Below are 26,982 nucleotides of genomic sequence, written 5' to 3' on the forward strand. Positions count from 1 at the left end.
GTTGTATTGCCTCTCTTTATAACAAAGATAACAAAAAAACTACCCAAAAAATGAGTAGTTTTTTTATATTGTAAATAAAGCTCAGCTTATTTTTTCAAATAAGCATCCACTTCGTCTGCATTCATTACTTTTTCTTCGAAAACGTAAGCATCTGATTTAGATGACTTCACCATTTTCACAACTTTAGTCATTTTTTTTGACTGTCCGCTTTGTAGGGTTGCTACTACTTTCTTTGCCATGGTAAATTATATTTATAAATTACTTGATTTCTTTGTGAAGGGTAGATCTCTTAAGAACCGGATTGTATTTTTTCAATTCCAATCTCTCTGTAGTGTTCTTTTTATTTTTTGTAGAAATGTATCTAGACATTCCTGGCATACCACTTTCTTTGTGCTCTGTACATTCAAGAATTACTTGAACTCTATTTCCTTTTTTTGCCATGATTTAGTTCTTTTTAATCAATCCGTTTCTAGTGCCTCTTTCGATAGCCTCTTCGATTCCAATCTTGTTAATCACTCTCAATCCATGAGCTGATACTTTCAGTGTAACGTGCTTATCTTGCTCTGGAAGGTAAAATTTCTTCTCTAATAAGTTAATTTCAAAACGACGCTTCGTTTTGTTATTAGCGTGAGAAACGTTGTTACCAACCATTGCACGCTTTCCTGTTATTTGGCAAATTCTTGACATATCTCGATGTTCTTATTTGTATAATATTTGAGGTTGCAAAATAACGAAGAATTTTTTAGATAGGCAAATCTTTTATAAAATATTTGCAAATAACTGACTGATTCATACGATTGAATTTACACGTAAGAATAAACTTGAGATACCATGGGCATTGAGACTGATAAAATTCATATAAACTTTATTCTGATGCAAATAATTAATCTTATATCTTTGTTTTTAATTAATCTAAATAAAAATAATAATGAAGAAGATTTATATTTTATTATCAATGCTTCCGGTAGGAATTGTGGCGCAGACCTTTACTGAGGTTCAGACCAGTATGAATAATTACTATTATGCGGCCAGTGATATAGGGGATATTGATAATGACGGATCACAGGATATTGTGGTAAATGGAGCAATAGATTCTGATGGTGACGGAAATGTAGATACCACTTATAATGGAATATATAAAAACAATGGATCTACATTTATTCCTTATGCAGATCTGGGGGCAGATGCAACGCATTTGGGAGATATAAAATTCATTGATTATAATAATGATGGATTGGCAGATATTATTTCTACAGGATTAAGCTATATGGATATTGTAAATTATAAACATTACAGATTCAGAAATACAGGTACAGGTTTTGTGAAAGAAGCTGATCTTAAGGGAAAGATTTATGGATCCTTAGAAGTTTTCGACTTTAACCATGACGGTTTGCAGGATTATGCATTGAATGGAACTCAATATGTTGATGGAGTAGGATTTGTAAATAAATTAGATTATTACCAGAATACAGGAAGCGGTTTTCACGTAACTCCCGGTTGGATGGAAGGTACCCAAAACAGTAGCTTTAAGATGGTAGACCTTAATAATGATCATCTTCTTGATATGGTAATCCTGGGTTATGATGGCAATAGCACTCCCATATTCAAGGTATATTTAAATATGGCAGGAACGTTAACCCTTACTCAGACTCTTCCTCCTTTAGCAAGTGGGAAATTAGAATTTGCTGATTTCAATGCAGACGGTTTTCAGGATATTGTGGTTTCAGCACAAGATGCAAACTATGAAGGATATCTTGGGGTATTAATGAATGATGGAACAGGGCATTTGACCCCTCAGAAAATAAATGTTCCTGAAATTTCAGATTCATCAGTGAGTGTAGGTGACTTAAATAACGATGGATACTATGATTTCATTGTATCAGGAAATGACGGAAATAATGATGCTGTGGTAAAAGTTTTCACTTACAATCCAGGCAATCAAAATTTCACAGAAAATACTACTACAGGTTTGTACAACTTAGGAGGTCCGGGTTTTGTGCATCTACTTGACTATAATAATGATCATCAGCTCGATGTTTTATTGTCCGGATTTGATTGGGCAGATCCGGCAATGCCTTCATTAACCAAAATCTTCAAAAACGTTTCGTCCGAAACAAATGTAAAACCCGCGCCTCCTACAAACCTGAATGTTACAAGAACAGGAAACAGATTTAATTTCTCCTGGACCGGTGCTTCCGATGATAAAACGCCAGTAAATGCATTGCGTTACGAAATCAAAGTAGGAACTACTCCAGGTGCTCAGAATTTAGCTAAGTATGTCGTAACAACACCTTCTTGGTTCTTGGATCTTGATCCGACAATTCAGAATGTGTATTGGAGTGTAAGATCCATTGATGCCTCAAAAGTGTATTCTGATGTTTCTACGGAAAATACATTAGGAACTCAAAATATAAGTTTAGAAAACCAATTCTCTATTTACCCGAATCCAGCTACAGAAAAGGTATTTATAAAAGGAGATAAAGTTTCAGATATTGAAATGTATTCAATAGACGGTAGGAAACTGAATGTGACGGTAAATAGCGATCAGTCGATCAATATTTCTCATCTTCCAAAAGGAGTTTACCTGATTAAATTAAAAATAAAACAACAAGAAACCACCAAAAAACTCATTATTAAATAATTGAACTTTTTCCTTAATCAATGAGAAAAGCCAGACGTCCAGCTGGCTTTTCTCTTTCTCTTACTTTTATTTGAATGGTGACTCCGATTTTTCTGAGTCGCCATTTTATTTTTTATCAGATGTGGATTGTTTTATTATCCTTGTCTAGGTTTTAAACCTTGACAAGGATAAATGAAGAAAAGACTACGCCTTTTTCATTTTATTCTGAACTCTTTTAATCAAGAAATAAAACAACAGAAATCCCAACGCAAAAAATGAAAATCTTGTTAATAAATCTCCGCTTCTTGTGTAGAATGTTTGTGTGTCATACAGATTAATTTTAGCAAATAATGTTGTCTTATCTCCGTAAAAAGTATCTTCTACAATTTCTCCTTTTGCGTTAATATGCGCTGAAATTCCACTATTCGCGGCACGAGCAATTTCTCTTCTTGTTTCAATAGCTCTTAATTTTGCATACGATAAAAGCTGCTTATGACCTTCCGATACGCCCCACCAAGAGTCATTGGTCATGATGGCGAAGAAATTGGCACCTTTTTTCACATAATCGGTTACAAATTCACCATAAATGCTTTCATAGCAAATGATCGGAGCCATTTTTCCTTTGTTGAATGGATTTGAAAACGCAACCCTTTCTTTATCTGTTCCTAAGGAAGCAACGGTTCCTCCCAAGTTAAGCATAGCGTCCCCTAAAAGTGGTTTTAAAACGCTCATGTAAGGGAATATTTCAACACCTGGAACTAATTTTCCTTTGTGATAAACTTCTACTTTTTGATTCGGAATAATCTGAACGGCTGAATTGTAACTTTCAACCCAAAGTGCAGGATTTAGCTGATACGCTTCTTTTGGCACTTCTTTTTTGTTGGTGTAAAAATGATGGGAAGAAATACCTGTAGCGAAAACCGAGCCCGGATGTTTTACAAGGAAACCTTTAACGTTATTTAAAAGTAAACTCTTCTCAAAGGCGGTCTCAGAAATAGAACCTCTTCCTGGAAGCGCCGTTTCAGGAGCAATATAATAATCAATTTTACCTTTTGAATTTCTTTCTGCAAGACTTAAAAGGTCATTTTCTATCGTTAAACTGTCGATGGAGTATTTTTCTCCGTAAGGATCAAGATTAGGCTGAAGCATTAAAACATTTACCTGCCCGATTGGTTTCTCATTAAAATTATTGTATTTCACCAATGAAATGATCATAGGGACAACAATTAAAACAGCTACAATGGATGTATTGATCATTAAACTCTTTCTTTTTCTTCCCGCCTCCCAAATTCTTAAGGTGTAAAAAATAAGAACATTAATCACCAAGATCCAGAAACTTCCGCCTGTTGCACCCAAAGTATCATACCACTGAACGAATTTCGGGTAATCTGAAAATGCATTTCCAAGGTTCAGCCAAGGCCAGGTAAATTCCCAGTTTAAATGAAGTTTTTCAAAACTCATCCAGATGGCTACAAAAAATGCAAGTCCCCAGTACGTTCCCTGCGCATTTTTATACCAATGATAGCATTGGAAAACCAAAGAATACAAAAGAGAATTAACCAATACCGGAAATACAACCGCCATCATAGAATGGCTTCCGTCAGGGTTTTTAGAACCGTACAGCCAGCCTGTGGTTACAATATTCCAAATGACAAAACAGAGATAGGAAAGTCCGAAAACTACCCAGCTTTTTCTATTGAATTTGGAAAATTTTGAAACGCCATGTTCCATCATCAAAAGCGGAACAAGGGCAAAAAATATAAAGAACGGAATTCCGTAAGTTGGCCAAGATATAGACAACAGCATCGCCGAAATGAGCGTAAGTAAAACGTATTTCATTAATTTTATTTAACACACAAATTTAATGTTTTTGAAATGAATAAATTTGCAATTAATGGTAAAGAAAATTTATAAAATATTTATTGTTCCCTACACTTTATTTTTGCTGTATCTGATGTTTTTAGGAATGGGCAGATTTCAGTATGATGAAAATGTTGTGAGGCTAAAACCTGTGTTATCAACTATAGAGTTTATTCAGGGAACCATTCGTTGGGAAGATATTATTAAAATCGTTTTGGGAAATGTGGTTATGTTTATTCCTTTTGGTTTTCTAGGTTGGGTCTTTCCTAAGCTCAGAGATCTGAAAAGTCTTCTCTTTTCCTTTATGTCGGCAATCGTTATTGTAGAAGCCCTCCAGTATTTTACAAGAATGGGAATCTTTGAAACCGACGATGTTATTTTGAATACGTTTGGCGTTTATTTAGGGTTTTTGATCTGTCAGTTTATTGAAAAGAATTATAATCGTTTAGTTTCCTGATTGATTTTCCTGTAGTTTTTCAATAGATTGTAGTTTCATGTCTTTCAAGCCCCAATCTTGAATGACCATAATGATGGGTAGGAATGATTCTCCATATTCCGTTAATTTATATTCTACACGAGGTGGAATTTCAGCGTATGTAATTTTCTCAATAATACCATCATTTTCAAGTTCTCTTAATTGATTCACGAGCATCTGTTTGCTGATTGTTGGGATGGCTTTTTGTAGCGTACTGAATCTATTGACGTGCTTACTGATTCCATATAATATAACCGTTTTCCATTTTCCGCCTGCTTTATTGTAAAAGTGGGTAACCGGACAATTATTAGGATTAAAGTCTTTGTTTTTTCTTTTGTTTTCCATTGGTCTAAAAAAATGTACTACAAATGTAAAGAACAGTTGGAGTAAATAACAAGGCAAAAATATTACATTTGTTATAACTAAAAACAAAGTATACAATGGATAAGAAAGGATTATTCGTAGAAGAAATAAAAAAAGAAGCATTAGGCGATTGGAAAAGTATTGCTGTTGAAGTTCGACCAAGTTCATTTAAAAATGAAGATGGAAGCTTAAAACCATTTTACCTAACAAGAGAATTTAGTTATTTACCGGAAGATAAATTTCAATTAGAGATTATCAATTATGCTGATACATATGGTAAAATTCCTTTGGTTAAAATGTTAATCAAAGGTGAAGTAGAATGGCAAGGGGATCACTCGATTGCAGAAGGCGCGCAAAAAGTAGATTTTACAGCCAACGAAAGTTATGAAGTTACGCCGTTGATCCAGAATTTTGTAGACGTATTGAATAGTCTGGCGAAAGAAGGTTTTGATCAATGGGAAGTTGGAAAATCACAAAGTATTTTCAAGAAATCTTTTGTTCCTTTTGGATTAAAGGAAGGAGATGTCTTCAAAGAATATGATCTTGTTTACCTTTATAAAGATATGATGTTTTGGGGCGCCAGAAATGTGGACGGGAGAGGTTTTGATACCGAAGAAAATCGTCCGACGAACTTGCAGATTCCGATGGTTAGAAAATAATTTTCTTAAAACAATTAGAAAAGATATCTATAAAGTTTGTCATTCGAGAGGAATCTAAGCATAGTTTGCGAAAATTATTCTGTGAATTAAAGTGTTTAGATTCCTCCGGAATGACAAATTGGATGTTGAAAATATCTTTAGGCTTTATCTTAAAAAGCTTAACAACTTAAAAAATCTGAGAGCCTGTGATAATTTCTAAGTTTAAATTTTTGTATCCCATTCAAATCTTTATCTAAATTACATTTTTTAAGGATTTTTTGATTAAAAAGATAATGTACTGATTACATGTTTTTCTAACGCAAAGCTTTAGCTTCATTATGCATGTTTTAGGGAGCAAAGGATTGAATCAACGAAGTTGATTCGTCGAAGTGTATGGATAAGCATACAGCTTCATCAGCGACGAAGTCGCATCACTTTGCCCACTTAAAATAAAGCAAAATTATTCATCAACTTTGCGTTCATCTTTTTACTCAAAAAACAATTTCAAACATGACCTATTGAATCTTATCAATAAAAAAAACACCTGATAAGCATCTATATAAGGGTTCCTGAATGAAATTATCACAGGCTCTTAATGGTTCGGAATCTTATTATCCATTTAATTCCTTCGCTCGTTTTTCCGCATTTAAAATTCCGTTTTTCAGGATCTCTTTGAAATTATTTTCTTCGAACGTTTTTAATGCAGCTTCTGTTGTTCCGCCTTTGGAAGCAACATCTTTTATCAATTCTTCCAAGGTTTTATCTGAATTATTAATCAAATGATAGGCACCCAACATGGTTTGCTGAACGAAAAGTTTAGATAAGTTTTCGTCAATTCCCATTTCTGTTCCAGCCTTTATCATAGCATCTACAATATAGTAGAAATAAGCGGGGCCGCTTCCTGAAAGTGCTGTTACGCCATCTAGTAAATCTTCGTTTTCCAAATAAACTGATCTTCCTGTAGAATTTAATAATCTTTCGATATTAATTAACTGACTGAAAGAAATTCCGTTTGCAGAAGTATAACCAGTAATTCCCATTCCTAAAAGGGTAGGAGAGTTTGGCATTGCTCTTACAACCAATGGATGATTTAATAATTTCTGAATTTTTTCGATCTTAATTCCTGCCATGATGGATAAAACCATTTGGTTTTCCTTTAAGGTAAATCTGAAGTTTTCAGCAACCGTTTGAAAGTCCTGTGGTTTTACGGCGATAATAATAAGATCAGCATCCAGTTCATCTACATCGTCAAAAATAGAGATCTTAGAACGTGGGAATTCTTCTGCTATTTTTGATAATTTAGACTCATTTCTTGTAATAAGATGCAAACTTTCAGGTTTGATCAATTCATATTTTAAGAAAGATTTTGAAAATGACAAGCCCATATTTCCGGCTCCAAGAATCGCTATTTTCATGTGTGTTTTTTATTAAAATGAGATTATTCTTTCAGGTATTTTCTAAAGGTCAAAGAATAATTATCATTAAAAGTAATGAATTCTAAATTTTTAAAAGAAATTTTAGGCGATTTTTTATTGAATTTCCCACTTGGGTCATAATTCTTGATGGTCACAGATTTTTCATTCACATCTAAAATTTCACCAATTGAAAACAGGTCTTTGTTCTTTTTTGTGCTATCAACGATGCAATGGAAATTTTGTTTTTTTATTGATTTAAACAAAGATTCTCCATTTTTTAAAGAAGTATTATCAATGATCTTTTGATTGAACTTTACGAGTCCTTCTTCTGAAAATATATTTTTAGAAATGGTGTCGAATCTGTTGTGTCGTATGCTCGAAATTCTTTTGTAAGGAATGATTTTAATACCGGATAAAGTAAAATCATACGTTTCCTGAATCATTAAAAAATCATCAGATACATTAAGGATGAATCCAAAAACATAACCTTCGGGGCTGTCTTCTGTAAGATAAATTTTCACATAATTACTTTTAGCAATATGCTTTTGAATCAGTTTTTTAAATTCTTTTTCGCTTAAATCTTTAGCCATGATGATCGTATTTAATTGATTATTTTTTCAATATTAAAAATATCGAATTTTTACCAAGAAATATCGTTTATGGAGATTAATTTTTACTCAACAGGAAATTCGGGTCTCCTCATTTTGTATTTTGTTCCCGACAGTGCTTCAAGGAAAGTAACAAGAGCTTTGGTTTCTTCTTTTGTTAGGTGTAAAGGTTTCAATAAAGGATCGGTCATTGGGTATATAGGATCCAGTTGTTTTTTCTCAGGGCTAGGGTCTATTTGGTGCATTCCACTGTTGTATAGATTTACAACACCTTCCAGATCGTTGAATAATCCGTTGTGCATCCAAGGTTGTGTAAGCAAAAGATCTCTTAGTTGTGGTGTTCTGAATTTACCTGCATCTTCTGTTTTTTTAGTAATTTCATACAACCCAAGATCCTGATATTTTTTCTTGTAATACGTCAGTCCAATATTGTGGAAAGATTCATCGGTAAGGTATTGTCCGTTATGGCAATTCATGCAACGGGCTTTCGTTCTGAAAATATGCATGCCGTAGATTTCTTCATCAGACATTGCGTTGTATTTTCCTTCTAAAAATTTATCGAATCGGCTTGGCTGGCTTTTAATGGTTTTTTGGAAATCAGCGATGGCTTGTACAATTTTGTCATACGTTACTTTGTCTGTTCCAAATGCTTTTTTGAAAAGTTCTTTGTACCCTTTTACGGCCTGTATTTTTGCAGGTAAGGTTTTTACGTCCATAGCCATTTCGTGATGGGCACTCAACGGACCTGCCGCTTGCTCTTCTAATGTTTTTGCTCTTCCGTCCCAGAAAAAAGACTGGCGTTCTGCAATATTATATAATGAAATGGTATTTCTGTTTCCCTGAAGATGATTATTTCCCAACGCTACACGTCTGCGGTCTGCCCATCCCATTTCAGGGTCATGGCATGAGCTGCAAGAAACTTGATTTGATTTTGATAATTTAGGATCGAAGAACAGCATTTTCCCTAATATAACATTAGGTTTATCCTGATTTGTAAAGAAAGCAGAGTCATTTTTAATAGGAGCGAATTCGTTCCATTGTACTCCGTAATCGATCGTAGGTTTTGGCCAGTCAGTGATTGCTTTTTTATAGCTTTTTACAATGTCTTCAATGGTCGGATCCTGAATGTTTGATAAATCCTGATTGACCTTTGGCGTAAAACTCCACAATAACAATAAAACCAATCCTAAAACCCAATATATACCTCTTCTCATTCCCTAAAATGTTATTCCTATGCTTGCGCCTGCAAAATTATTGTTTTTTTCTTGAATTTTTTGTGATTGGTACTGTGCACTTACAAAGAATGCAGGTAGTTTTTCAAGTTTTAAATCATATCGTAATGATGCTCCAAATGTGGTAATATCACTTGCCTGAAATAAATAATCCTGAAAGATCCATTCATCAACAGCCGCATTTCCTGTGGCAGTTAATGCGTTAATAGATTTGTTGACAATTCTTTTTGAAAAATAAGGCTGAAAACTTAAGACCTGATTTTCTTTAATCTGCTGTTTATAATCTGCATTGATCCCGAAATAAGAATATTCAAATTTTTGTCCTGAATTAGGATACAGTCTTCTTTCTTTAATCTCTTCATATCCATAAAATGGAGTAGCGGTGATAGAAAAATGGTCTTGATTGTATTGATAGAAACCTTGTATCGTGGTTACATAATTCTCTTTACGGTAAGATTTTCTTTTGAAAATTTGTGTAATAGTTGTTTTGTTAAGAGAATAACCATATTCTGACCCTGTTCTGATAGAAGCTGTATAATTTGCTAGAAGACCTATACGATTTTTTTTATTTAGATTTAAAGATTTAGCGCCTTCAAACTCAAATTTTTTGTTTTCTAAATCTGACAGGTCAAAATTTGAACTGGAAGTATTATATGTTTTTATAATATTTGACCTTCCGATAGCTGCGTGAAGATAGAAATCTTTACTTTGTTTGTTGGATATCTGTATCCCTCCTTTGTAACCAAATTCTTCAAAAGCTGAGTTGGGATTGAGATCTCCGTTAAATAAATAATTAGAGAGTCCAAGACCTGTCATCTGGTAAACGTAAGGCCTTCCTAATAAACTTTGAAAAGTAATTGTATTGTTCTGTGTATACTTATTAAATTCACCAAAAACACCTACTTCATATTGTCTGAAAACGTTGTAGTTTACCCCTGCATTCAAACGTAAATCAGAAGTTGTACTCTTTAATCTTGGATCTTTTGAACGATATCCAAGTTGCGCCGAATAATTCAACTGAGCTCCTACTGTCCAACGATTCATCTTTTGTACATAGCCCCCAGCGAATTGATAGCGCTCGAGATTTAATTTTCCTCCAACAGAATCTGCGGTTGTATATGGTGAAATACGATCATAATCTAGATTTTCACTCCATTTGCTGGCGCCGTTTTTTAGGTTTTGATAGCTTGCGCTTCCCCAGACAAAACGGTTAGGTTTTAGTTTCTGAAAAGATTTAGCTTCAACAGTTAATCCTTTATCCCCTTTTCCTAATTGTTGACGGTAAACTTTTTCATCATTGTTATGATATCCAACGTTGAATTCTGAGAATGAAGAAGAACTATAACCCGACATGGAAGCCGGATTATAGTAATATTTGGTTTTAAAATTTCTCTCTACGTTGTATTGGTTGCTGATGGTCTTAAAAAGACTGAGGCTATCCTGAGCTTTTAAAGAAAATGAACTTAAGGTTATCAATAATAAATAGAAAGACGTTTTTATATTTAGCATAATTTATTGTAATAATTCAGTATTTATTGTGGATGTACAATACCGTTTTTTAAACTTGGCTCAGAATCTTTTACAAAGTCATTTGAAGAATTATTGGTATCCATATAAATGTTTTTACCATTTTCTGTTCCAGATACTTTACGTCTTACAGATTTTCCGTAACGAGCGGCATCATTGTCAATTGTTCCAACAGAAGTCCATCCTCCATCAATACTTGCAGAAGTAAGGGTATGAATGAATTTTGTAGGAATACTGTTGTTTACCCCATCAATAATCCAAGAATTCGGGATTGAATAAGCGCTTTTTGAAGTTATACCTCCCGCACTGTTTAGATAAGTGTAATCATATTTGCGGCCGGTTAAGAATGTTGTTTCATTTTCTCCAACAGGAAAACGCGCGATAACATAACTTTCAAACCCTCTGTTGTGTAAAAAGAACATGTTATACGTCATCTGAGAATAGATAACTTTAACATTTGGTACATCAGGATTATCAACCTGTCCTAAAGTAGGGTTTGTTGAAGGAAACTCGAAGTTGGCATTATGTAAATCATAAGCTGTGCTTGTATTTTGTTTATGATTGATCGCATTATCAGCAATGACAAGGAAGTCACCTGGTTTTATAGGGTAATCAGTTCCCGCGCCAGGCAATACCATTACCCCTTTTACAGGAAATGCTAAGTTTGTATTATATGGAGTAGGATTTTTATCATCTGTGGTAAGGAATTCTGACTGCGCAAGAATCAATCTATCTGCATATAATATCTTGTTTGTGTTATTCGTTAATTTAAAATAGCGACTTGAGTTATAATTCTTGTTATCTGTAGTTTTTACTCCTGTAAAGAAAACTTCTTCAATAATAAAATCATCATGGAATCTTTTAATAATTAAAGGAATGGTAAGATTGGTAACTGGAGATGTTAAATCTGTTTGTGCTGAAGCGCCTGCTTGCAATTCTTCATTACTCGCAATTACAATACCATTTACTGAAATTTTATATGATCCGTAAGGCAGCGGAAAAGAAAACGCGCTAGTGTTCTGAATTGTTTTCTTGGTGATAGCTCCTGTGTTAACTTCCTTAATCTCGATGTCTAAAGTTTGATAAGAGGTAATATTCTCTCCGGAAAAATTTAAAGTTAACACTCCGTTTTGGGTAGCCGTTGCTCCAAAATCATCATCACTAGAGCATGATGTCACAGTAAATGTTGTTGTCATTATTGCTACTAAACTTAATAGTAAAACTCTTTTCTTCATGTTATTTTCTTTTGATATATTAAAAATTGTAGTTTAATTCCATTCCAAAATATGGAGTGTTGGCTCCTTTTCTGTAAACTCTTGTATTATTAAAAGTATAAGGTGCACTATAGTTGAAAAGTCTGTTGACAAACATTGACGTTTTTAAAGACTTATAAATACTCTTTGTAACCTTAAGATTTCCGTTAATACTAAAGGTGTATAATGTTGGTAAATTATCAGTAATTGAAACATTTCTTACCAGCCATTGTTTGTAAATATCTGTTCTGTCTGCATCTGTAAAAGAATGTATTACTCCATCAATTCCATAGTAAGAAATAGGCTCCGGAATTCTTTGATCATTTCTTCGATGGTCATATAAACTTCCTTGGAAAGAAGCTGAAACTGTAAGGTCTAAGCTAGGTAAATACGTATCAATAAAAAGATTATAATTCATGTTTGAATTCATATAACCATCGTCATTTTGATAAATTCCGTAGTAAGGAAACCCGTCTTCTCCGATAGATTTTAGAGGTGCTTCTACAACAGCAATTGTGTTTCTATATTGTGTTTTAAACCAAGCTCCTGTGAATGTAAATCTCGTGTTGATTGCCTTGATTCTGGGAGAAGTATATCCAAATTCAATTCCTTGTTTCAAAGTTGCACTTCCGTTTTCATTAAGAGAATAAGATCCGTAAGCATGTTTTACAACATAATCTACATTGGTGAGATCCGGTCCATTAGGAGTCCATTGTGAAAGGTCTATCTGTGATTGGTCATATTGTTTGTAATCATGAATAGCCGTGTGAAGCATATTACGGAAGCCATTAGTCATATCTTCTTTAAAATAAGTAATAAAAAAATCATTGTTTCTGTAGCTTAAATCTAAACGAATTTCTTTTTTAATACTTTTTGCAGCTTCAATTTCTTTATTTTCTCTCGGTTGTACATAGGTCATGAAATTTACATATCGATATTGTGCATCATTATTGTAATAATTTAACTGTGTGTAATCCCAATATTGTTTATTTGGGTAAAGCATTCCTAAAGTCGGCTGTTTATAGAACTGTCCATATCCTAATGTAACATCTGTTTTCAGTGGAAAATTATTAATTATGAGGTGGGGTAAGCTATATTGTAAATTCAATCTTGGTTCTGTGAAAACTTTTTTGCTTATTGCGTAAGAATTATCAATGCCTAAATTTTTAGATACTCTCAAACCTGCGTAAAGTGTTAATTTATGTTGATTGATTGCATAGCTCATTTGGTCTCCTGCAAAAGCAGCTAATAAATTGGATGCTGGAATATCATTAAAAGCTCTAGGTCTTTGTATTCCTGATGCTGCAGAGGGTGGTGTTCTCATGTCATAGACTAATCCATTTCCATTATTTTTAGAATATCTCCAGTCAAGCCCTGCTTCATAATCATGGGTAATTCTTGCTATTCTTTTTGTACCATTTGTTTTGAAAAGTGCGGTTATATCTAAAGGTTTTCCTTCTGTTGAAAACTCTGTAACATATCGTAACTCTGGAAAAAATCCCACATTCTCACCTTGCTCATAGGCTAAAGAGAATGAACGAGGTCCGGATAACTGTATAAGTTTATTTTGCTCAATTTTTTCAAACCCTGCACGAATAGCTGTGTTTAAAGTTATCTTATTAAAGAATGAACTTTTATTTAATTGATAAATAAAATTATTGGCAAAACTTATTTTTTTATTATTTGATTCGTAAGTATCTGTTAATGGGTATCCATTGTCCGGATCGTACTTTTTTTTATCAATATTAGTTGAAAAATCGATATTAGATCTCCATTCTAAGGTTTTAGACCAAAGGGTAGAAATTTTCTTGGAACGAAGAGAAGCCGTAATACGTTGATAATTTTCAAAATCATCCGTAGGCGATGCTTTGGAATCTAAGAAATCAGCACTGGCACTTATTTGCCATTTGTCAGTAATCTTAAAACCTTTTCCAACATAATATTGTTTACTGAAACCATCTGCTTTAAATCTTGCCTGTAAAGGAGATTGTCCTATTTTACGCTCTATTTTAATCAATCCTGATGTTAAATCTCCATAAGCTGCAGAAGGAATTCCACGAATAATTTCTACTTTTTCAATATCGTTCGTAGAAATGGTTCTCATATCTATTCCAGAGTATGCTGTCTCTCTACCTTTTACAGATTCTGAAAATTGCTTATTATCTACAGAAATCTGCATATCAGCATTAGAATTAATGATGTTGTCATCAATCATAAATTGTACACCTAGTGAGGATGTTTTATAATCGTTACCACTATATCCTCCTGTATTTTCTCGAAGAATAGGTCTGTTTACTCCGCTTAGGTTTGGAGTCTTTGCAAGTCCTCCAGGAAGTAATTCCATTAAATCTGTAAAACTTGAAGGTTGCAAATGTTCCATTGCTTTTCTATCGATAACAGATTTTGTGGTTAATCCTTTTCCTTCTTTAGAGAATATAATAACCTCTTCAAGCTTGTTTACGGGTTGAAGTTGGAAGGTTATATTTTTTTGATTTGAAGAAGAAAGGTTGATTTCTTTTTCCTGATAATTGGGATGAACAATTTTTATATGATGTTTTCCGGTTCCTGGAGGTAAAGAAATGGTAATATTACCATTATTATCAGTTGTTAAAGTAGAGTTATCTACAATGATGGTTGCACCTTTAAGTGCTTTTTTGTTTTCGTCTTGAACAGTAAGGTTCAACTGCGATTGGTCTTCCTGAGCGTAAGCAAGCTGTGTTCCACCGAGTAATATAATAGCAATTGATAAATATTTGATCATTCTTCTTTGTTCTAAATAAAGCAGTGCAAAAGTACTGTTTTATTTAGAATAAATAAAAATAATTGACAAAAGTCAGGAAATAACTTGTGAAAAATTTACATAATAATTCTTAAAAATTATATAATATTCACTTCTCTCTCCAGTTCTATACCAAATTTTTCGTTAACAGAATGGATGATTTCTGTGGAAAAGTCGAAGATTTCTTTTCCTGTAGCACTTCCTGTAGCGTTAATGATCACCAAAGACTGCAATGGGTGAGAAGCAACGTTCCCAATTTGCTTTCCTTTCCAGCCGCATTGTTCAATCAGCCATCCGGCAGGAACTTTAACGAATTCTCCGTTGGGATATCCTTGAATGTTCTCGAATGTATGCTTCAATTCTTCAAATTGAGCTAGGGGAATGGTTGGGTTTTTAAAAAAGCTTCCTGCGTTTCCGGTAACTTTAGGATCCGGAAGTTTACTTTGTCTGATGTTAATCACAGCTTTTGAAACATCCTGAATAGTAGGATTCTTAATTCCAAGATTTTCTAATTCAGATTGTATGGCACCATATTCAGTTTTAATAATATGATTCTCTTTTGTTAATTTAAAAGTAACTTCCAGAATCACATATTTTCCTTTACCTTCCTGCTTGAAAATAGAATCTCTGTAACCGAATCTGCATTTTTCAATATCAAAAACTTCAACCTCTAAGGTTTCTAAGTTTAAAACTTTACAGTCTACAAAAACGTCTTTAATTTCAGTTCCGTAGGCTCCGATATTCTGCATGGGCGATGTTCCTACATTTCCGGGAATTAGGGAAAGATTTTCTAGTCCACCATAATTTTTTTCTAAAGTATACATCACAAGTTCATGCCAGTTTTCTCCAGATTGGGCTGTAACTAAAATGGTACTTTCTCCAGATTGATTTTCTGTAATTCCTTTTAGATTAAGTTGAATGGCTAATCCGTCAAAATCTTTTGTCAACAAAATATTACTTCCACCTCCTAGAAAAAGGATTGGGAGGGTTTTAGAGCTTGAGAATTTCAGGGCGTCCTTTAATTCTTCAATTGAGTGTGCTTCAACGAAATATTTTGCGCTGGCTTCTACGCCAAAAGTATTGTAGGGTTTTAGAGAAAAATTTTCTTGCATGGGTTTATTGGTATTCTTTTGGGAGAATTTTGTCTACTTGATCTTTGAATGCTTGCAACTGTTTATAATATAGGGTGTCATTATAAGAGTTTAAATAAAAGTAAGATTTTTGAGATGTCTTAATCTGGAAACTTTCATCAGCTCCGTCTATAGGCTGAATGCTTTCTGAACTTTTTATTTTACCAAGCGTCTTAGGATCAATTGTTGAGGTCAATTTTTTCCAGGTTTCTGGGTTGATGGCAGAATTCCATTGTTTATGAATGTTTTTTGTAGAAATACCCTGTGTGAGTTTAATAGAATCTTTCGAGACTTTGATAATCTTGTAATGTCCTAATTTTCCGCCTACCATTGATATGCTAATGAACGTGATCTTATTTGATTTTTCACTAGCTTTTTCTACCTCTTTCTTGCATGAAAAAAATATCAGCAATAAAAATGTTGAAAATAACATCTTCAAACGGTTGATCTTTATTGCTGACATCTTTTAAAAAATTAAAGGTTAAACTCTAATTTATATTGTTGAAGAGCATTTTTTAAAATCTCAACACTCTTTCTTAAATCTTCTTCGTTTAACACGTAAGCAATTCTTACTTGTTTTTTTCCTAATTCAGGATTGCTGTAGAATCCTCCCGCTGGCGCCACCATAATGGTTTCGTTGTGGAAAGAATATTTTTCTAACAACCATTGTGCAAACTTTTCCGTATCATCTACAGGAAGTTCTGCTACACAGTAAAATGCACCTTTTGGTTTTGGGCAAATTACTCCAGGAATAGCATTAAGCAAATCAACTAAAACGTTTCTTCTGTGTGTGTATTCTTCTCTTACCGCTCTAATGTAAGCTCCATCATTTTGGTGAGCTGCTGTTGCTGCAATTTGTCCCAGTAAAACAGGGCTCAATCTTGCCTGTGCAAAAAGCATGGCTGCATCATGAATTTTTTTAGAACGGGTAAGTAAACATCCGATTCTTACGCCGCACATAGAGTAACGCTTAGATTCAGAATCAATGATAATACAGTTTTCACTTAGTTCAGGGAAAGCAAGCATTGAAACTTGTTGTTTTCCATCATATACATATTCTCTGTACACCTCATCAGAGATCACAACGATATCATATTTTAAAGCAATTTCTGCTAATTTTTGAAGTTCTTCACGAGTGTAAAGGTATCCTGTAGGATTTCCAGGGTTACAGATAACGATTGCTCTTGTTTTCTCTGTAATTTTTTTCTCAAACTCTTCAATCGGAGGAAGGGCGAAACCGGTCTCAATAGTTGAAGGTACTGCCACTACATTTACATTGAATGTACTTGTAAATCCGTTATAGTTTGCGTAATAAGGTTCAGGGATGATTACCTCATCACCATCATCACATAATGTTGAAATAGCAAAGTTTAATGCTTCAGAACCTCCGTTGGTTACGATGAAATTATCAGGCGTAAGATCAGTAAAGTCTAATGAGTGATAATAATCTGTAAGCGCTTTTCTGTATTCTATATTTCCTTCAGAAAGTGCATATTCTAATACTTTTAAATCAATGTTTTTTAAAGCATTTAAAGCCGTTTCCGGAGTTTCAATATCAGGCTGTCCGATATTAAGGTGGTATACTTTTATTCCTTTCTGTTTTGCTTTTAGGGCAAAAGGAACCAGTTTTCTTACCGGCGAAGGCGGCATGTGTTGTGCTCTGTTTGAAATAGTAGGCATTGTTCAAAAAATTTGTATGACAAAAATAAGATTTAATTCTTCAATAATAAAATAATGAATAAGAGCTTCTGTTGTGAATTGTTTAATTATTCTATTTTTTACTTTTATGATAGAGAATAGTGTTGTTTATTCTGTATTTTAACTTTAATTATATAATACTAAATATTTAATTTTAATGTGTATTTTGTGTTTTTTAATACTTTTTATTCTAAATAAATGTGTAAAAATGTGTTTTGTATTGTTTTTTTATTAAATTTATGACCACAAAACTAATTAATATGAAAACAAAGCTATTTTTTGGAGCTTTAAATATTGCCGCTCTTTTCTCTGCATCGGTGATGATGGCGCAAAATTTTCAAACTATGCCTGTGCAATCCGGCTATAGTGCTGATGTAATCGCTAACGGGATAGGATCGTCGGCTATTTCTACAACAACAGATGTAGATGGAGTTTCTTTTGCATTTGTAGCGAGAGACTATCAGTTAACATCAACGAGTAATCCCATTACCTACGGAATACCTACTAACGGAACAATCAATTCAGTCATTGCTTCAACTCCGGGATTAAGTTTTCAATTGGCAGATCTAAGCTCAAATAATTCTCTAAAATTAGTAACTGCAACTGCTAATGGAACATTAGTATTTGGCACACCTAAAGCAGCTACTAAATTATATATGTTGTCTACGAGTGGTAGTGGTTCTTCAACTGTTGAGGTTAAAGTTAACTTTACAGACAATACAAGTCAGACTTTTTCTGGAGTAAGTCTTTCGGATTGGTATGATGGAGCTAATTTTGCGATTCAGGGAATTGGAAGAATCAACAGAACAAATAATGTTTTAGAATCAAGTTCTACGAATCCTAGATTGTATCAGTCTTTATTTGCAATAGATGCCGCGAATCAGGCAAAGCCTATACAAAGTGTAACTGTAACGAAAACTGCAGGTTCCGGGGTTCCTAATATTTTTGCTTTTTCTGCAGATGCATATTCAGATTGTGGAGTTCCAACGTTGCAAGCTGTTGGCACTCTTACTTCTAGTACAGCTCAGGTTTCTTGGACGGTTCCTACAGGCACGCAGGCTTCAAATTACGAAATCTATTATAGCACAACCAATACGGCTCCTACAGGTAGTACAACACCAACGATTGCCGGGATTTCAGGAACGACTACTATGATTGATGGCTTATCTCCAAATACAGTATACTATTATTGGGTAAGAACAAAATGTAATAATTCAACAGGCCAAAGTGTATGGTCTTTTTCAGGTAACTTCAAAACATTGTGTGGAGCTATGGCTACCATGTTTGAGAACTTTGACTCTTATGGTACAGGAAATATAGTTCCTGATTGCTGGATAAGATTAGCGGGAACTGGAGGCCAGACAATTGCATCAGCTACACCAGCTTCCGGTACCAGAAATCTTTATCAGTATACAAGTGCTGCTTCTACACCAACTACTGTTATTCTTCCTGTAATGAGTAATATCAACTCGGGAACTCATAAATTGAGATTTAAAGCGAGAGTAACAACAACTGCGGGTGGTACTCTAAATGTAGGATATATTACCAATACTGCAGATACCAATACTTTTGTTTTATTAGAAGCCCTGGCTATTACGAATACCACTTATACAGCGGCGAATTCAGAATATACCGTAATTGTTCCTGCTTCAGTTCCTGCGAATGCAAGGTTGGCTATAAAAAGTTCGAATGATGCAAAAACGTATTACTGGGATGATGTATACTGGGAATCTGCTACCTTAGCGACAGCTGAAGTTAATGGTAAGAAATCTCTTTCTCTACACCCTAATCCATTTAAAGAAGTACTGTACATTTCTGATACGAAAGAAGTGAAATCTATAACAATTAATGATGTTTCAGGAAGAGTGGTAAAACTTATTGATAATCCTGGAAAAGAACTTAATCTAAGTATGCTGAATGCAGGATTGTATTTGGTGTCTATTACTTTCAAAGACGGTTCTAAATCAATTACGAAAATTATCAAGCAATAATCAATTTTTAGACTTAAACAGGAGGGCAGTTATACGAAAGTATAGCTGTCTTTTTTATGGAAAGCAAAAAATCCCCATACTCATTACTGGGTAGGGGATTCGTGATGAAAAAACTTATTTTTTTGTTATTCTTTAATGATCTTTTTTGAAAGGCTATTTCCTTTCGAATCTTTTAAATGTAATAAATATACTCCTGAGTTTAAAGTAGAAGTATCTATTGTACTTTCTCCTTTTTTAAGATTTCCTGTGAATAAAAGACGTCCTTCTGTGTTATGAAGGTTATAGGAAATATTTTCTTTAGAGGTAATTTTCACATTGTTTTTAATAACGGTTGTTTGAATTTCTGCAAACGAATGTTGAGCGCTTTTTATTTCGTTTGTTCCTAAAACTGCATTCGGATCATATCTATAGGTAATGATGAATGGGGTTCCGTACTCGTTATTGAAAGTATCTACAAGGTAATATTTTAAAGTATAGTCAATGGGGAATGTACCAGATCCGGTATTAGAATTCCACATATTATATCCTATAGATGAAGTTTCTGAATAGCCATCAATATTGATGGGGGAGTTAGAATTTCCGGGATATATATCATTTACGACTACCGAAGGTAAACACGTGGTTAAATAACAAAATTGAAAACTGCTTCCTGTTGCGTTTTGAATGTTCGTGACTTTTATCCGAACTTTAATAGGATTGGAAGATGTATTTACAATTTTATAGTGTAATGTTGCGATGTTTTCATCGGTTGTATTATAGGTGAAAACTTGCCCGTTGTTGATGGGGGCTCCGTCATCTTTCGCCAGTAAGATTTGAGCCTTACTTAAGAAAGATAAAAAGAAGCATATGAGGATGATAATAATTTTTTCCATAATGGTAAGGTATTGTGACAACAACAGAATCCAATGTATAGATTGGATTCTGTTGTTGTCAAATTAAATTATTTAATGATTAATTTTTTAGTCTTTGTTTCAAAGCCTTTTTCTTTAATTGAAACAAGATAAGTTCCTTTCGTTAAACCTTGAACTGAAACATTTTTATCAGGAGAAACGTTTAATCTCTGTAATACCAGTTTTCCGCTCATATCATAGAAAGTAAGATCTACATTATGATTTGCCTGTACTTTGATGAAATCCGTTGTAGGATTTGGATAGATCGTAAGGTAGTTTGCGTTGGTTTGTGCTTCAGTTGTTCCTAATGTATTCATCGTGAAAGAGCGAGCATTTACAATTTCGCCTGTGGTAGCATCTAGGAGCAATACAACAGCTTTTATTTTGCTGGTGTCGTAAGTTGCAGGTATTGTTGTGTTGAAGGTATAGCTGGCTGCTTGTCCGTCTGATAAAATACTAGGAATTGATCCTGCTTGACCAGTATATCCTCCCAGGATTATTCTTCCTACATGATCATAAGTCATTTGAGCAGCAGGTACAGTGGTCGGTAGATTTTCATATCCGCCCATTGGTCCTAGCGCACCTCCTGAATAGTAGTTCTTTTGATTGTATCCTGATGTAGTTCCATGTACATCATCCTCAACTAAGATTACTGAAAATCTAAAATCAGCATTACTGAAACCTGTTCTAAATGTAGCGGAAGGAGTAATGGTTAATGCATTGCCGGATAAAGTAGCAGATGCATCTATTTGTGCAGGGGTAACGAGTGTTTTTCTTGTATTTACATGATTGGCCATTTCGCTGCTACCTACTTCTTGGTTAAATAAAGCTCTGTCAACATGTAATGCTGGAAAACCTGCAAAGTCAGCACCGGAATCATACTCGTCTAATTGCATTGGGTCGTTATTATGTACTGCTATTCCTATAAAATCGTTAGGGTAATTAGTGTCCATATCGTGCATTGCAACGGCTCCTCTAGGGCAATACCCACACCACGTGCCGGTTCCTTCTTCCAATACAACTTTTTTAGGCGAATTTTGACTTACCGTATTGAATGGCTTAGGTAAAGTATTGTCTAATGGAGTAGAGTCTGGAGCTCCGTTTACTAATGTTACGATTGTATTTATTGTTTTCTCTACAACTGATGGGTAATTTACAGAAATAGGATGGGTAATAGTAGCTTCTTGTCCAGACTGTAGAGGCGTTGTTAAAGCAATAGTAGAGACGTGATCATTTGTTCCGTCATTCCAATTAAGGGTAATGTTGTTGAGGGTTTCATTACCATTGTTTTTTACGGTAGCTTTTATCGAATAATCATTATTTGTGATACCATATCGGCCAAGATCTACCTTAGTTAAGGCTACATCTTTATCAGCAATAGTTTTAACTTGAATATTATCTATTATTAGATAGAATTCATCACTACAATCGTAATGTCTAAAAGATATGTATATCTGTTGTCCGATGTAAGGAGTGAGGTTAATGATTTTGTTTTTAAAACCTCCTGTTGGTATTTCTGTATATACGGGAGTTGAGTTGATAATATCCGTAGGGGAGTTGGAGGTTGTTATATAAACAGAATATTTGTCTGCAGGATAATTGGGGTGAGTCATCATATCATACAGAAGAGTAACGCTTGTTGCTGTAACGGTACTAAGGTTAATTAATGGGGAAGTGATTAAGTTATCAGGAGTAAGAGGTCCTGTTGCATTTGTAAAAGAAAAAGAAACTAAAGATCCTGCCCCAAAAGCAGAGTTAAGGCCCGATGCATCTGTATTTTCCCATTCTTCGTCATCTCCGTCAAGGTCTGTGCTTGTCCAGCCATTGAGGCCTGGGGTGTTAAAATCTTGACTATAATAAGTCTGTGTGTAATGTATTCCAAAAATAAGAATACAAATAGTGAGTAAAATCTTGTTCATGCTGTTTTGTTGTTTTTTTTAAAAATTATTAATACGTCATAGAAGTTCATAGTTGTTACTGGTACCCAATTTCTCTTCTCTTACATTCAGTACGGCTCCGTTCTCGTCCATGATCATAATGATGGTTTTTAAATGATTGATGTTAAAACCGGCCGGAATGGTATATTGAAAAGTTCTCGCATATTCCCCAGGTAGAATAGTTTGCGAACTTGGGATGGCTTCACCTGATACCGATGAGGTGAGTTTATTTCGTAAAACATTATGATGCTTGTAATTATAGATATAGCTGCTTCCTCCGTAAAGAGTGGGGATGTAGTTTTTTTGATCATGAATTAATTCGTCCTCAACAATAAAAGCGACTATTTTAAGATTGTTGAAATTTTCAGTAAACGAAACTTTGGTTTCTATTTGGGCCGAATTTCCGGAGAGGGTAGAGTTTATTTTGATTCCTATTTTGCTAAATGCTTTCAACTGACTTAATGGAAGTGACATATCCGTGTAGTTAGAATCATAAGCCCAATTTGTATTTCTGTTGATGTACATCGCAGGCCATTCTGTTACATTTTTTAAAAATTGCATTTCTGTGCTTGTGGGGCAAGACCAAGGGTCGGTAGTTCCCTCAGGTCCGTGGATTCCGATGAATACAAAATCTTCTGTCTGTAAAGCAAGATTGTCATGTCTGGCTAATGCAATCGTGCAGTATCCACACCATGTTCCAGTAAAATCTTCATATAAAATTCTGTGTTTAAAGCTTACGCCATTATTTATTACAGAATGTATGGAGATGGGGTTGACGGGTAAATTCTTACATTTTGCAACAATTTCATAGGTTCCTTTTTCTGTTGGTGTAAAAGTATTTCCAGAAATAAGCTGTCCGTCAACATAGATTTGGCTTTCCAAAGTGATATCGTTTGTAAGATTATCTTTCACCTTAAAAGTGAATGTTTTTCCAAGCAATTTTTCGCTTCCACCTTCTGAGGTAATAGTGAGGTAAGTAACTGAATTCTTACCCTCATCGCTTTCTGAGCCCGCACAACTCATGATTGTTGAGAAGATAAATGTCACGGTAGTTAGAAATAGTACTGTTTTTTTCATCATTTTAAATAAATTTTAAATTAAAAATCACCTTCTCTTATATTTTATTAAATCCATTTTCAGAATACGTTAATAATTTACCTATTTTTATTATTGAATAATCAATAATTTACGTGTTTACTTATTTTTTGTTTAACAAATGTATATAAATGTTTTTAAAAATATAATAAAAAATAGGTATATTTGTTTAAAATACATTTTATATGCTGAGAATAATATTATTTGCCTCTTGTGTTCTAACCTTCAATTTATACTGCGCACAAAAGATCCCCAATGTATCAATCAATACGATAAATGGAGAAAAGCTAAATGTCTCTACAATAGATTCTTCAGAGCCTGTGGTGATGAGTTTTTGGGCTACATGGTGCTTGCCTTGTATGGAAGAACTTAATACGATAAATGAGAAATATGAAGATTGGCAAAAAGAAACAAAATTTAGTATGTATGCCGTATCTACGGATGATGCAAGAACCACTTCAAAAGTAAAAACTGTCGTTAAAAGTAAAGGCTGGACCTACACTATTTTGCTGGACCCGAATCAAACCCTTAAAAGAGCGTTGAATATTAATAGCGTTCCTTATACGCTCCTTGTTCATAAAGGAAAAATCGTGTATTCCCATGTAGGATATTCCGCAGGGGATGAAGACGAGCTGTTGGCTAAAATTAAGGAGTGTCATCAAAATTAACCGGCATGCGAAATAAATGGATCACAGGAACACTATTTCTTTTTAGTGTGAAAATTTGCAGTCAGTTAACGGTAAATTTAGAATCTAATTCTCAATATTATATTGATGATGATAAGATCAAGCTTTCAGAAACAGAATCTTCCAATAGACTGAGGTCTAATAATTATTTAAATGTTAATTATAAACTCAAAGACTTCACCTTTGGAGCGCAATTAGAATCGTATGAACCCAAAGCATTGCTTAATTATTCACCTGCTTTCGAGAAAACGAATCTTGGGACATATTTCGTTAATTATAACAATGAAAAAGCTGGAGTAGATGTAACCTTAGGACATTTTTATGAGCAGTTTGGAAGCGGATTGGCTTTGCGTCTGTGGGAAGATAAACAGCTAGGTATTGCGAATTCTCTTTTGGGAGGGAAAATAAAGTACAGCGATCCGGATCAGATTATCACGCTAAAAGCCTTGGCAGGAAAACAAAGGTCTGGTTTTAAACTTACAGATGGTTTTATTAGCGGTTTGGATGCAGAGTTGAGGTTGGACCCGCTGTTGAATATGAAAAAACTCCAGACGAGTGTAGGTTTTAGTTATGTTAATAAATATGAAGATAATAAGGGAAATACTTTTTATCCTAAAAGTGTCAATGTCTATTCTTCACGATTTAAAATGGAGTATGCTAAATTTGCCTTAGACTTTGAATATCTCTATAAAACAAAAGATAATATCAAACAGGTTACGGTTTTGGCGCCGAATAATGTATTTCCCGGAAGTGCATTTCATCTTAACCTGTCTTATGCTACCAACAGATTTGGGATCGTGGGAAGTTTGCGAAGGTTAGAAAATTTTAATTTCTACTCACAAAGAGATCAGATCGGGAATATTTATCATAATGCGGTTCTTAACTATGTTCCGGCACTTACAAAACAGTATGATTATAGTTTGGCTAATATTTATGTCTATCAGGCGCAACCTCAATTGACGTTTCTGCCTCAGAAAAAAGCAGGGGAAATAGGTTCGCAGTTTGATATTTTTTATAAAATTAAAAAAGAAACCCTTCTCGGTGGAAAATATGGAACAGACATCTCTGTAAATATTTCAAATTGGTACGGATTAAAAGGAACGTATCGAAATTACATCAATGATGATAATGGCTATAGAACAGAATTTTTAAAGCTGGGCGAAAAATATTATTCAGATCAAAGTGTAGATATCAGAACCAAACTGAAAGATAACTGGAAGATCGCCTTTGTTTTTATCAACCAATTTTATAATACCTACCGAACAGAAGAAACGGTGGGAGCGGTAAAAGCAAAAACAGTGGTCTTAGACAATATTTATAAGTTTTCAAAAAGTTCTATGAAGTTGGAGTTACAACATCAGTGGGCCGATGGTTATCATGGAAATTGGATGGCCGGTTTGGCAGAATATAATTTTAAAAAGAATTGGTCGGTTTTTGTGAATGATCTTTATAATTACGGAAATCCTGATGAATCTAAGCAAATGCATTACTATACCGGAGGAATTGTTTTCAGAAAAAATAGCACGAGAATTCAGGCTTCTTATGGAAGACAGCGTGGCGGATTGCTTTGTGTAGGAGGGGTATGTAGATTTGTTCCGGAAAGTGCAGGATTTTCTCTCGGGATTAGTGCGAATTACTGATAAATGTTGTTATTTTGGGAATTCGAAATTTAATAGACAATGCAAATTCAAGCAGATTCTGTAGAAGATTATATCTCCAAGATTCCCGAAGAAAGACAGGAGGTTTTCAGAAAAATATTTAATGCTGTTAATGATAATTTACCGCAAGGTTTCAAAGAAAATATCAGCTACGGAATGGTAGGTTGGGCAGTTCCGTTAGAGACATATCCTGCCGGTTATCATTGTACGCCGGGTTCACCGCTTCCGTTTATTTCATTAGCTTCTCAGAAAAATTGTATTGCATTGTATCACATGGGAATCTATGCAAAACCAGAATTATTGGATTGGTTTGTAGCCGAGTTTCCAAAATATTCTAAGAGAAAATTAGATATGGGGAAATCATGCATCCGTTTTAAAAATAGGGACGATATTCCTTTTGAATTATTAGCTGAGGTGAGCAATAAAATAACTGTACAAGACTGGATTTCTATTTATGAGACAAAATTTAAGAAATAATTTTTTATTTAAAATACTTACCGTTTTTGTTTTGATGTTCTTATCAGGTTGTAAAAATTCGGTAGTTTCAGATCTAAAAAATGGAGACCTTCTTTTTGTAACGGCAAAAGAAACCGGATTATCGGGTGCCATTAATAATGTGACCCAAAAACAGAAAAGTGCTTCTTTTGATCATATTGGAATTTTAGAAAAGAAAGGAAATGAAGCATTTGTTCTTCATGCAGCCCCAAAAGGAGGCTCGCAAAAACAAAATTTGAAAGATTTTCTAAAAGATCAGGCGAATGACGGAAAAAGAGTAATAGTGTATCGTCTACAACCAGACTATCAAAATACAATTCCTGTAGCCATTCAAAAAGCAGAAGGAATGTTGGGGAAGCCATATAATTTCAATTATATTTTAGATGAAAACTCTTATTACTGTTCAGATTTTATTGAAAGAGCATTTAGGAAAGACCATATCTTTAAATTGGAACCGATGACTTTCATTGATCCGAAAACAGGTAAAACCAATGAATTTTGGGAGCAATTCTACCAAAAGAAAAATCTTAAAGTTCCGGAAGGCGAATTAGGTTGCAATCCCAACGGATTAGCCGCATCAGATAAATTGGAAAGAATAAAGGAATTCAAATAGCAGAAATAAACAATGAAGT

Annotated in this window: 25 protein-coding genes; 8 read left to right on the plus strand and 17 right to left on the minus strand. The window is 34.2% G+C overall.

The genetic code is table 11. The features are described 5' to 3' along the window. Positions 1–86: 86 nt before the first annotated feature. Genes AMQ68_RS24755 through rpmB form a run of 3 tightly spaced genes read right to left on the minus strand, consistent with a single transcriptional unit; the run spans position 87 to position 687 of the window. Positions 87–239: a DUF4295 family protein gene (locus AMQ68_RS24755; protein WP_066755245.1), complete on the minus strand. Its 153-nt coding sequence runs from the start codon at positions 237–239 to the stop codon at positions 87–89. Between the two features lie 19 nt (positions 240–258). Continuing rightward, entirely contained in the window at positions 259–441 is a 183-nt protein-coding gene (gene rpmG / locus AMQ68_RS17100; protein ID WP_027373683.1) for a 50S ribosomal protein L33, read from the minus strand. Between the two features lie 3 nt (positions 442–444). After that, positions 445–687 (minus strand): 50S ribosomal protein L28, encoded by a 243-nt coding sequence (gene rpmB / locus AMQ68_RS17105; RefSeq protein WP_054511814.1) that lies wholly within the window; start codon positions 685–687, stop codon positions 445–447. A gap of 241 nt (positions 688–928) precedes the next feature. Between rpmB and AMQ68_RS17110 the strand changes: the two genes are divergently transcribed. Beyond that, positions 929–2,641 carry a T9SS type A sorting domain-containing protein gene (locus AMQ68_RS17110; protein ID WP_054511815.1) on the plus strand — a complete coding sequence of 571 codons (1,713 nt, stop codon included), beginning with the start codon at positions 929–931 and terminating at the stop codon, positions 2,639–2,641. Between the two features lie 183 nt (positions 2,642–2,824). Here the strand turns inward: AMQ68_RS17110 and lnt are convergent, their stop codons facing one another. Further along, positions 2,825–4,459 (minus strand): apolipoprotein N-acyltransferase, encoded by a 1,635-nt coding sequence (gene lnt, locus AMQ68_RS17115; protein ID WP_054511816.1) that lies wholly within the window; start codon positions 4,457–4,459, stop codon positions 2,825–2,827. Positions 4,460–4,514: 55 nt separating this feature from the next. Between lnt and AMQ68_RS17120 the strand changes: the two genes are divergently transcribed. Beyond that, entirely contained in the window at positions 4,515–4,937 is a 423-nt protein-coding gene (locus AMQ68_RS17120) for a VanZ family protein (RefSeq protein WP_054511817.1), read from the plus strand. On the opposite strand, the gene AMQ68_RS17125 is transcribed toward AMQ68_RS17120, so the two are convergent. Beyond that, the gene (locus AMQ68_RS17125; RefSeq protein ID WP_054511818.1) at positions 4,926–5,300 is read right to left on the minus strand and encodes a helix-turn-helix domain-containing protein; all 375 of its coding nucleotides are present in this window, start codon (positions 5,298–5,300) and stop codon (positions 4,926–4,928) included. The two genes, AMQ68_RS17120 and AMQ68_RS17125, sit on opposite strands and share 12 nt — an antisense overlap. A 95-nt stretch (positions 5,301–5,395) precedes the next feature. On the opposite strand from AMQ68_RS17125, the gene AMQ68_RS17130 reads away from it, so the two are divergent. Continuing rightward, positions 5,396–5,977 (plus strand): hypothetical protein, encoded by a 582-nt coding sequence (locus tag AMQ68_RS17130; protein WP_054511819.1) that lies wholly within the window; start codon positions 5,396–5,398, stop codon positions 5,975–5,977. Between the two features lie 590 nt (positions 5,978–6,567). On the opposite strand, the gene proC is transcribed toward AMQ68_RS17130, so the two are convergent. From proC to AMQ68_RS17175, 9 genes are all read right to left on the minus strand, one after another. Continuing rightward, positions 6,568–7,371 (minus strand): pyrroline-5-carboxylate reductase, encoded by an 804-nt coding sequence (gene proC, locus AMQ68_RS17135; RefSeq protein ID WP_054511820.1) that lies wholly within the window; start codon positions 7,369–7,371, stop codon positions 6,568–6,570. A gap of 23 nt (positions 7,372–7,394) precedes the next feature. Then, positions 7,395–7,961 carry a hypothetical protein gene (locus AMQ68_RS17140; protein WP_054511821.1) on the minus strand — a complete coding sequence of 189 codons (567 nt, stop codon included), beginning with the start codon at positions 7,959–7,961 and terminating at the stop codon, positions 7,395–7,397. Positions 7,962–8,044: 83 nt separating this feature from the next. Beyond that, positions 8,045–9,193: a cytochrome-c peroxidase gene (locus tag AMQ68_RS17145; RefSeq protein WP_054511822.1), complete on the minus strand. Its 1,149-nt coding sequence runs from the start codon at positions 9,191–9,193 to the stop codon at positions 8,045–8,047. A 3-nt stretch (positions 9,194–9,196) separates the two neighbouring features. Beyond that, the gene (locus tag AMQ68_RS17150) at positions 9,197–10,720 is read right to left on the minus strand and encodes a DUF6850 family outer membrane beta-barrel protein (RefSeq protein WP_054511823.1); all 1,524 of its coding nucleotides are present in this window, start codon (positions 10,718–10,720) and stop codon (positions 9,197–9,199) included. A gap of 23 nt (positions 10,721–10,743) precedes the next feature. Beyond that, positions 10,744–11,973, minus strand: coding sequence for a DUF4876 domain-containing protein (locus AMQ68_RS17155; RefSeq protein ID WP_054511824.1), 1,230 nt, complete (start codon positions 11,971–11,973; stop codon positions 10,744–10,746). A 19-nt stretch (positions 11,974–11,992) separates the two neighbouring features. Beyond that, the gene (locus AMQ68_RS17160; protein ID WP_054511825.1) at positions 11,993–14,752 is read right to left on the minus strand and encodes a TonB-dependent receptor; all 2,760 of its coding nucleotides are present in this window, start codon (positions 14,750–14,752) and stop codon (positions 11,993–11,995) included. 116 nt (positions 14,753–14,868) lie between these two features. Continuing rightward, positions 14,869–15,882: a UDP-N-acetylmuramate dehydrogenase gene (gene murB, locus AMQ68_RS17165; protein WP_054511826.1), complete on the minus strand. Its 1,014-nt coding sequence runs from the start codon at positions 15,880–15,882 to the stop codon at positions 14,869–14,871. A 4-nt stretch (positions 15,883–15,886) separates the two neighbouring features. After that, positions 15,887–16,363 carry a hypothetical protein gene (locus AMQ68_RS17170; RefSeq protein ID WP_054511827.1) on the minus strand — a complete coding sequence of 159 codons (477 nt, stop codon included), beginning with the start codon at positions 16,361–16,363 and terminating at the stop codon, positions 15,887–15,889. 11 nt (positions 16,364–16,374) lie between these two features. Then, positions 16,375–17,580, minus strand: coding sequence for a pyridoxal phosphate-dependent aminotransferase (locus AMQ68_RS17175; protein ID WP_054511828.1), 1,206 nt, complete (start codon positions 17,578–17,580; stop codon positions 16,375–16,377). 278 nt (positions 17,581–17,858) lie between these two features. On the opposite strand from AMQ68_RS17175, the gene AMQ68_RS17180 reads away from it, so the two are divergent. Continuing rightward, positions 17,859–19,589: a T9SS type A sorting domain-containing protein gene (locus AMQ68_RS17180; protein ID WP_160317998.1), complete on the plus strand. Its 1,731-nt coding sequence runs from the start codon at positions 17,859–17,861 to the stop codon at positions 19,587–19,589. 125 nt (positions 19,590–19,714) lie between these two features. Here AMQ68_RS17180 and AMQ68_RS17185 read toward each other — a convergent pair whose 3' ends face one another. The 3 genes from AMQ68_RS17185 to AMQ68_RS17195 all read right to left on the minus strand — a co-directional run bounded on the left by AMQ68_RS17185 (position 19,715) and on the right by AMQ68_RS17195 (position 23,496). Continuing rightward, positions 19,715–20,461 (minus strand): T9SS type A sorting domain-containing protein, encoded by a 747-nt coding sequence (locus AMQ68_RS17185; RefSeq protein ID WP_054511830.1) that lies wholly within the window; start codon positions 20,459–20,461, stop codon positions 19,715–19,717. A 68-nt stretch (positions 20,462–20,529) separates the two neighbouring features. Continuing rightward, positions 20,530–22,398: a choice-of-anchor J domain-containing protein gene (locus tag AMQ68_RS17190; RefSeq protein WP_054511831.1), complete on the minus strand. Its 1,869-nt coding sequence runs from the start codon at positions 22,396–22,398 to the stop codon at positions 20,530–20,532. A gap of 36 nt (positions 22,399–22,434) precedes the next feature. Continuing rightward, the gene (locus AMQ68_RS17195) at positions 22,435–23,496 is read right to left on the minus strand and encodes an Omp28-related outer membrane protein (RefSeq protein WP_082384131.1); all 1,062 of its coding nucleotides are present in this window, start codon (positions 23,494–23,496) and stop codon (positions 22,435–22,437) included. A 200-nt stretch (positions 23,497–23,696) separates the two neighbouring features. On the opposite strand from AMQ68_RS17195, the gene AMQ68_RS17200 reads away from it, so the two are divergent. From AMQ68_RS17200 to AMQ68_RS17215, 4 genes are read left to right on the plus strand one after another with little or no spacing between them, the layout of a single operon-like run. Further along, the gene (locus AMQ68_RS17200) at positions 23,697–24,179 is read left to right on the plus strand and encodes a TlpA disulfide reductase family protein (RefSeq protein ID WP_054511833.1); all 483 of its coding nucleotides are present in this window, start codon (positions 23,697–23,699) and stop codon (positions 24,177–24,179) included. A 5-nt stretch (positions 24,180–24,184) separates the two neighbouring features. Continuing rightward, positions 24,185–25,837 (plus strand): DUF6029 family protein, encoded by a 1,653-nt coding sequence (locus AMQ68_RS17205; protein ID WP_071254897.1) that lies wholly within the window; start codon positions 24,185–24,187, stop codon positions 25,835–25,837. Positions 25,838–25,876: 39 nt separating this feature from the next. After that, positions 25,877–26,332, plus strand: a complete 456-nt coding sequence (locus AMQ68_RS17210; RefSeq protein WP_054511835.1) for a DUF1801 domain-containing protein — start codon at positions 25,877–25,879, stop codon at positions 26,330–26,332. After that, complete coding sequence (locus AMQ68_RS17215) at positions 26,310–26,963, plus strand: YiiX/YebB-like N1pC/P60 family cysteine hydrolase (RefSeq protein ID WP_082384132.1); 654 nt, start codon at positions 26,310–26,312, stop codon at positions 26,961–26,963. Before AMQ68_RS17210 ends, AMQ68_RS17215 begins: the two co-directional genes overlap by 23 nt. Positions 26,964–26,982: the final 19 nt, after the last annotated feature.

The sequence above is a fragment of the Chryseobacterium sp. ERMR1:04 genome, from assembly GCF_001297705.1.
Lineage (GTDB): Bacteria > Bacteroidota > Bacteroidia > Flavobacteriales > Weeksellaceae > Chryseobacterium.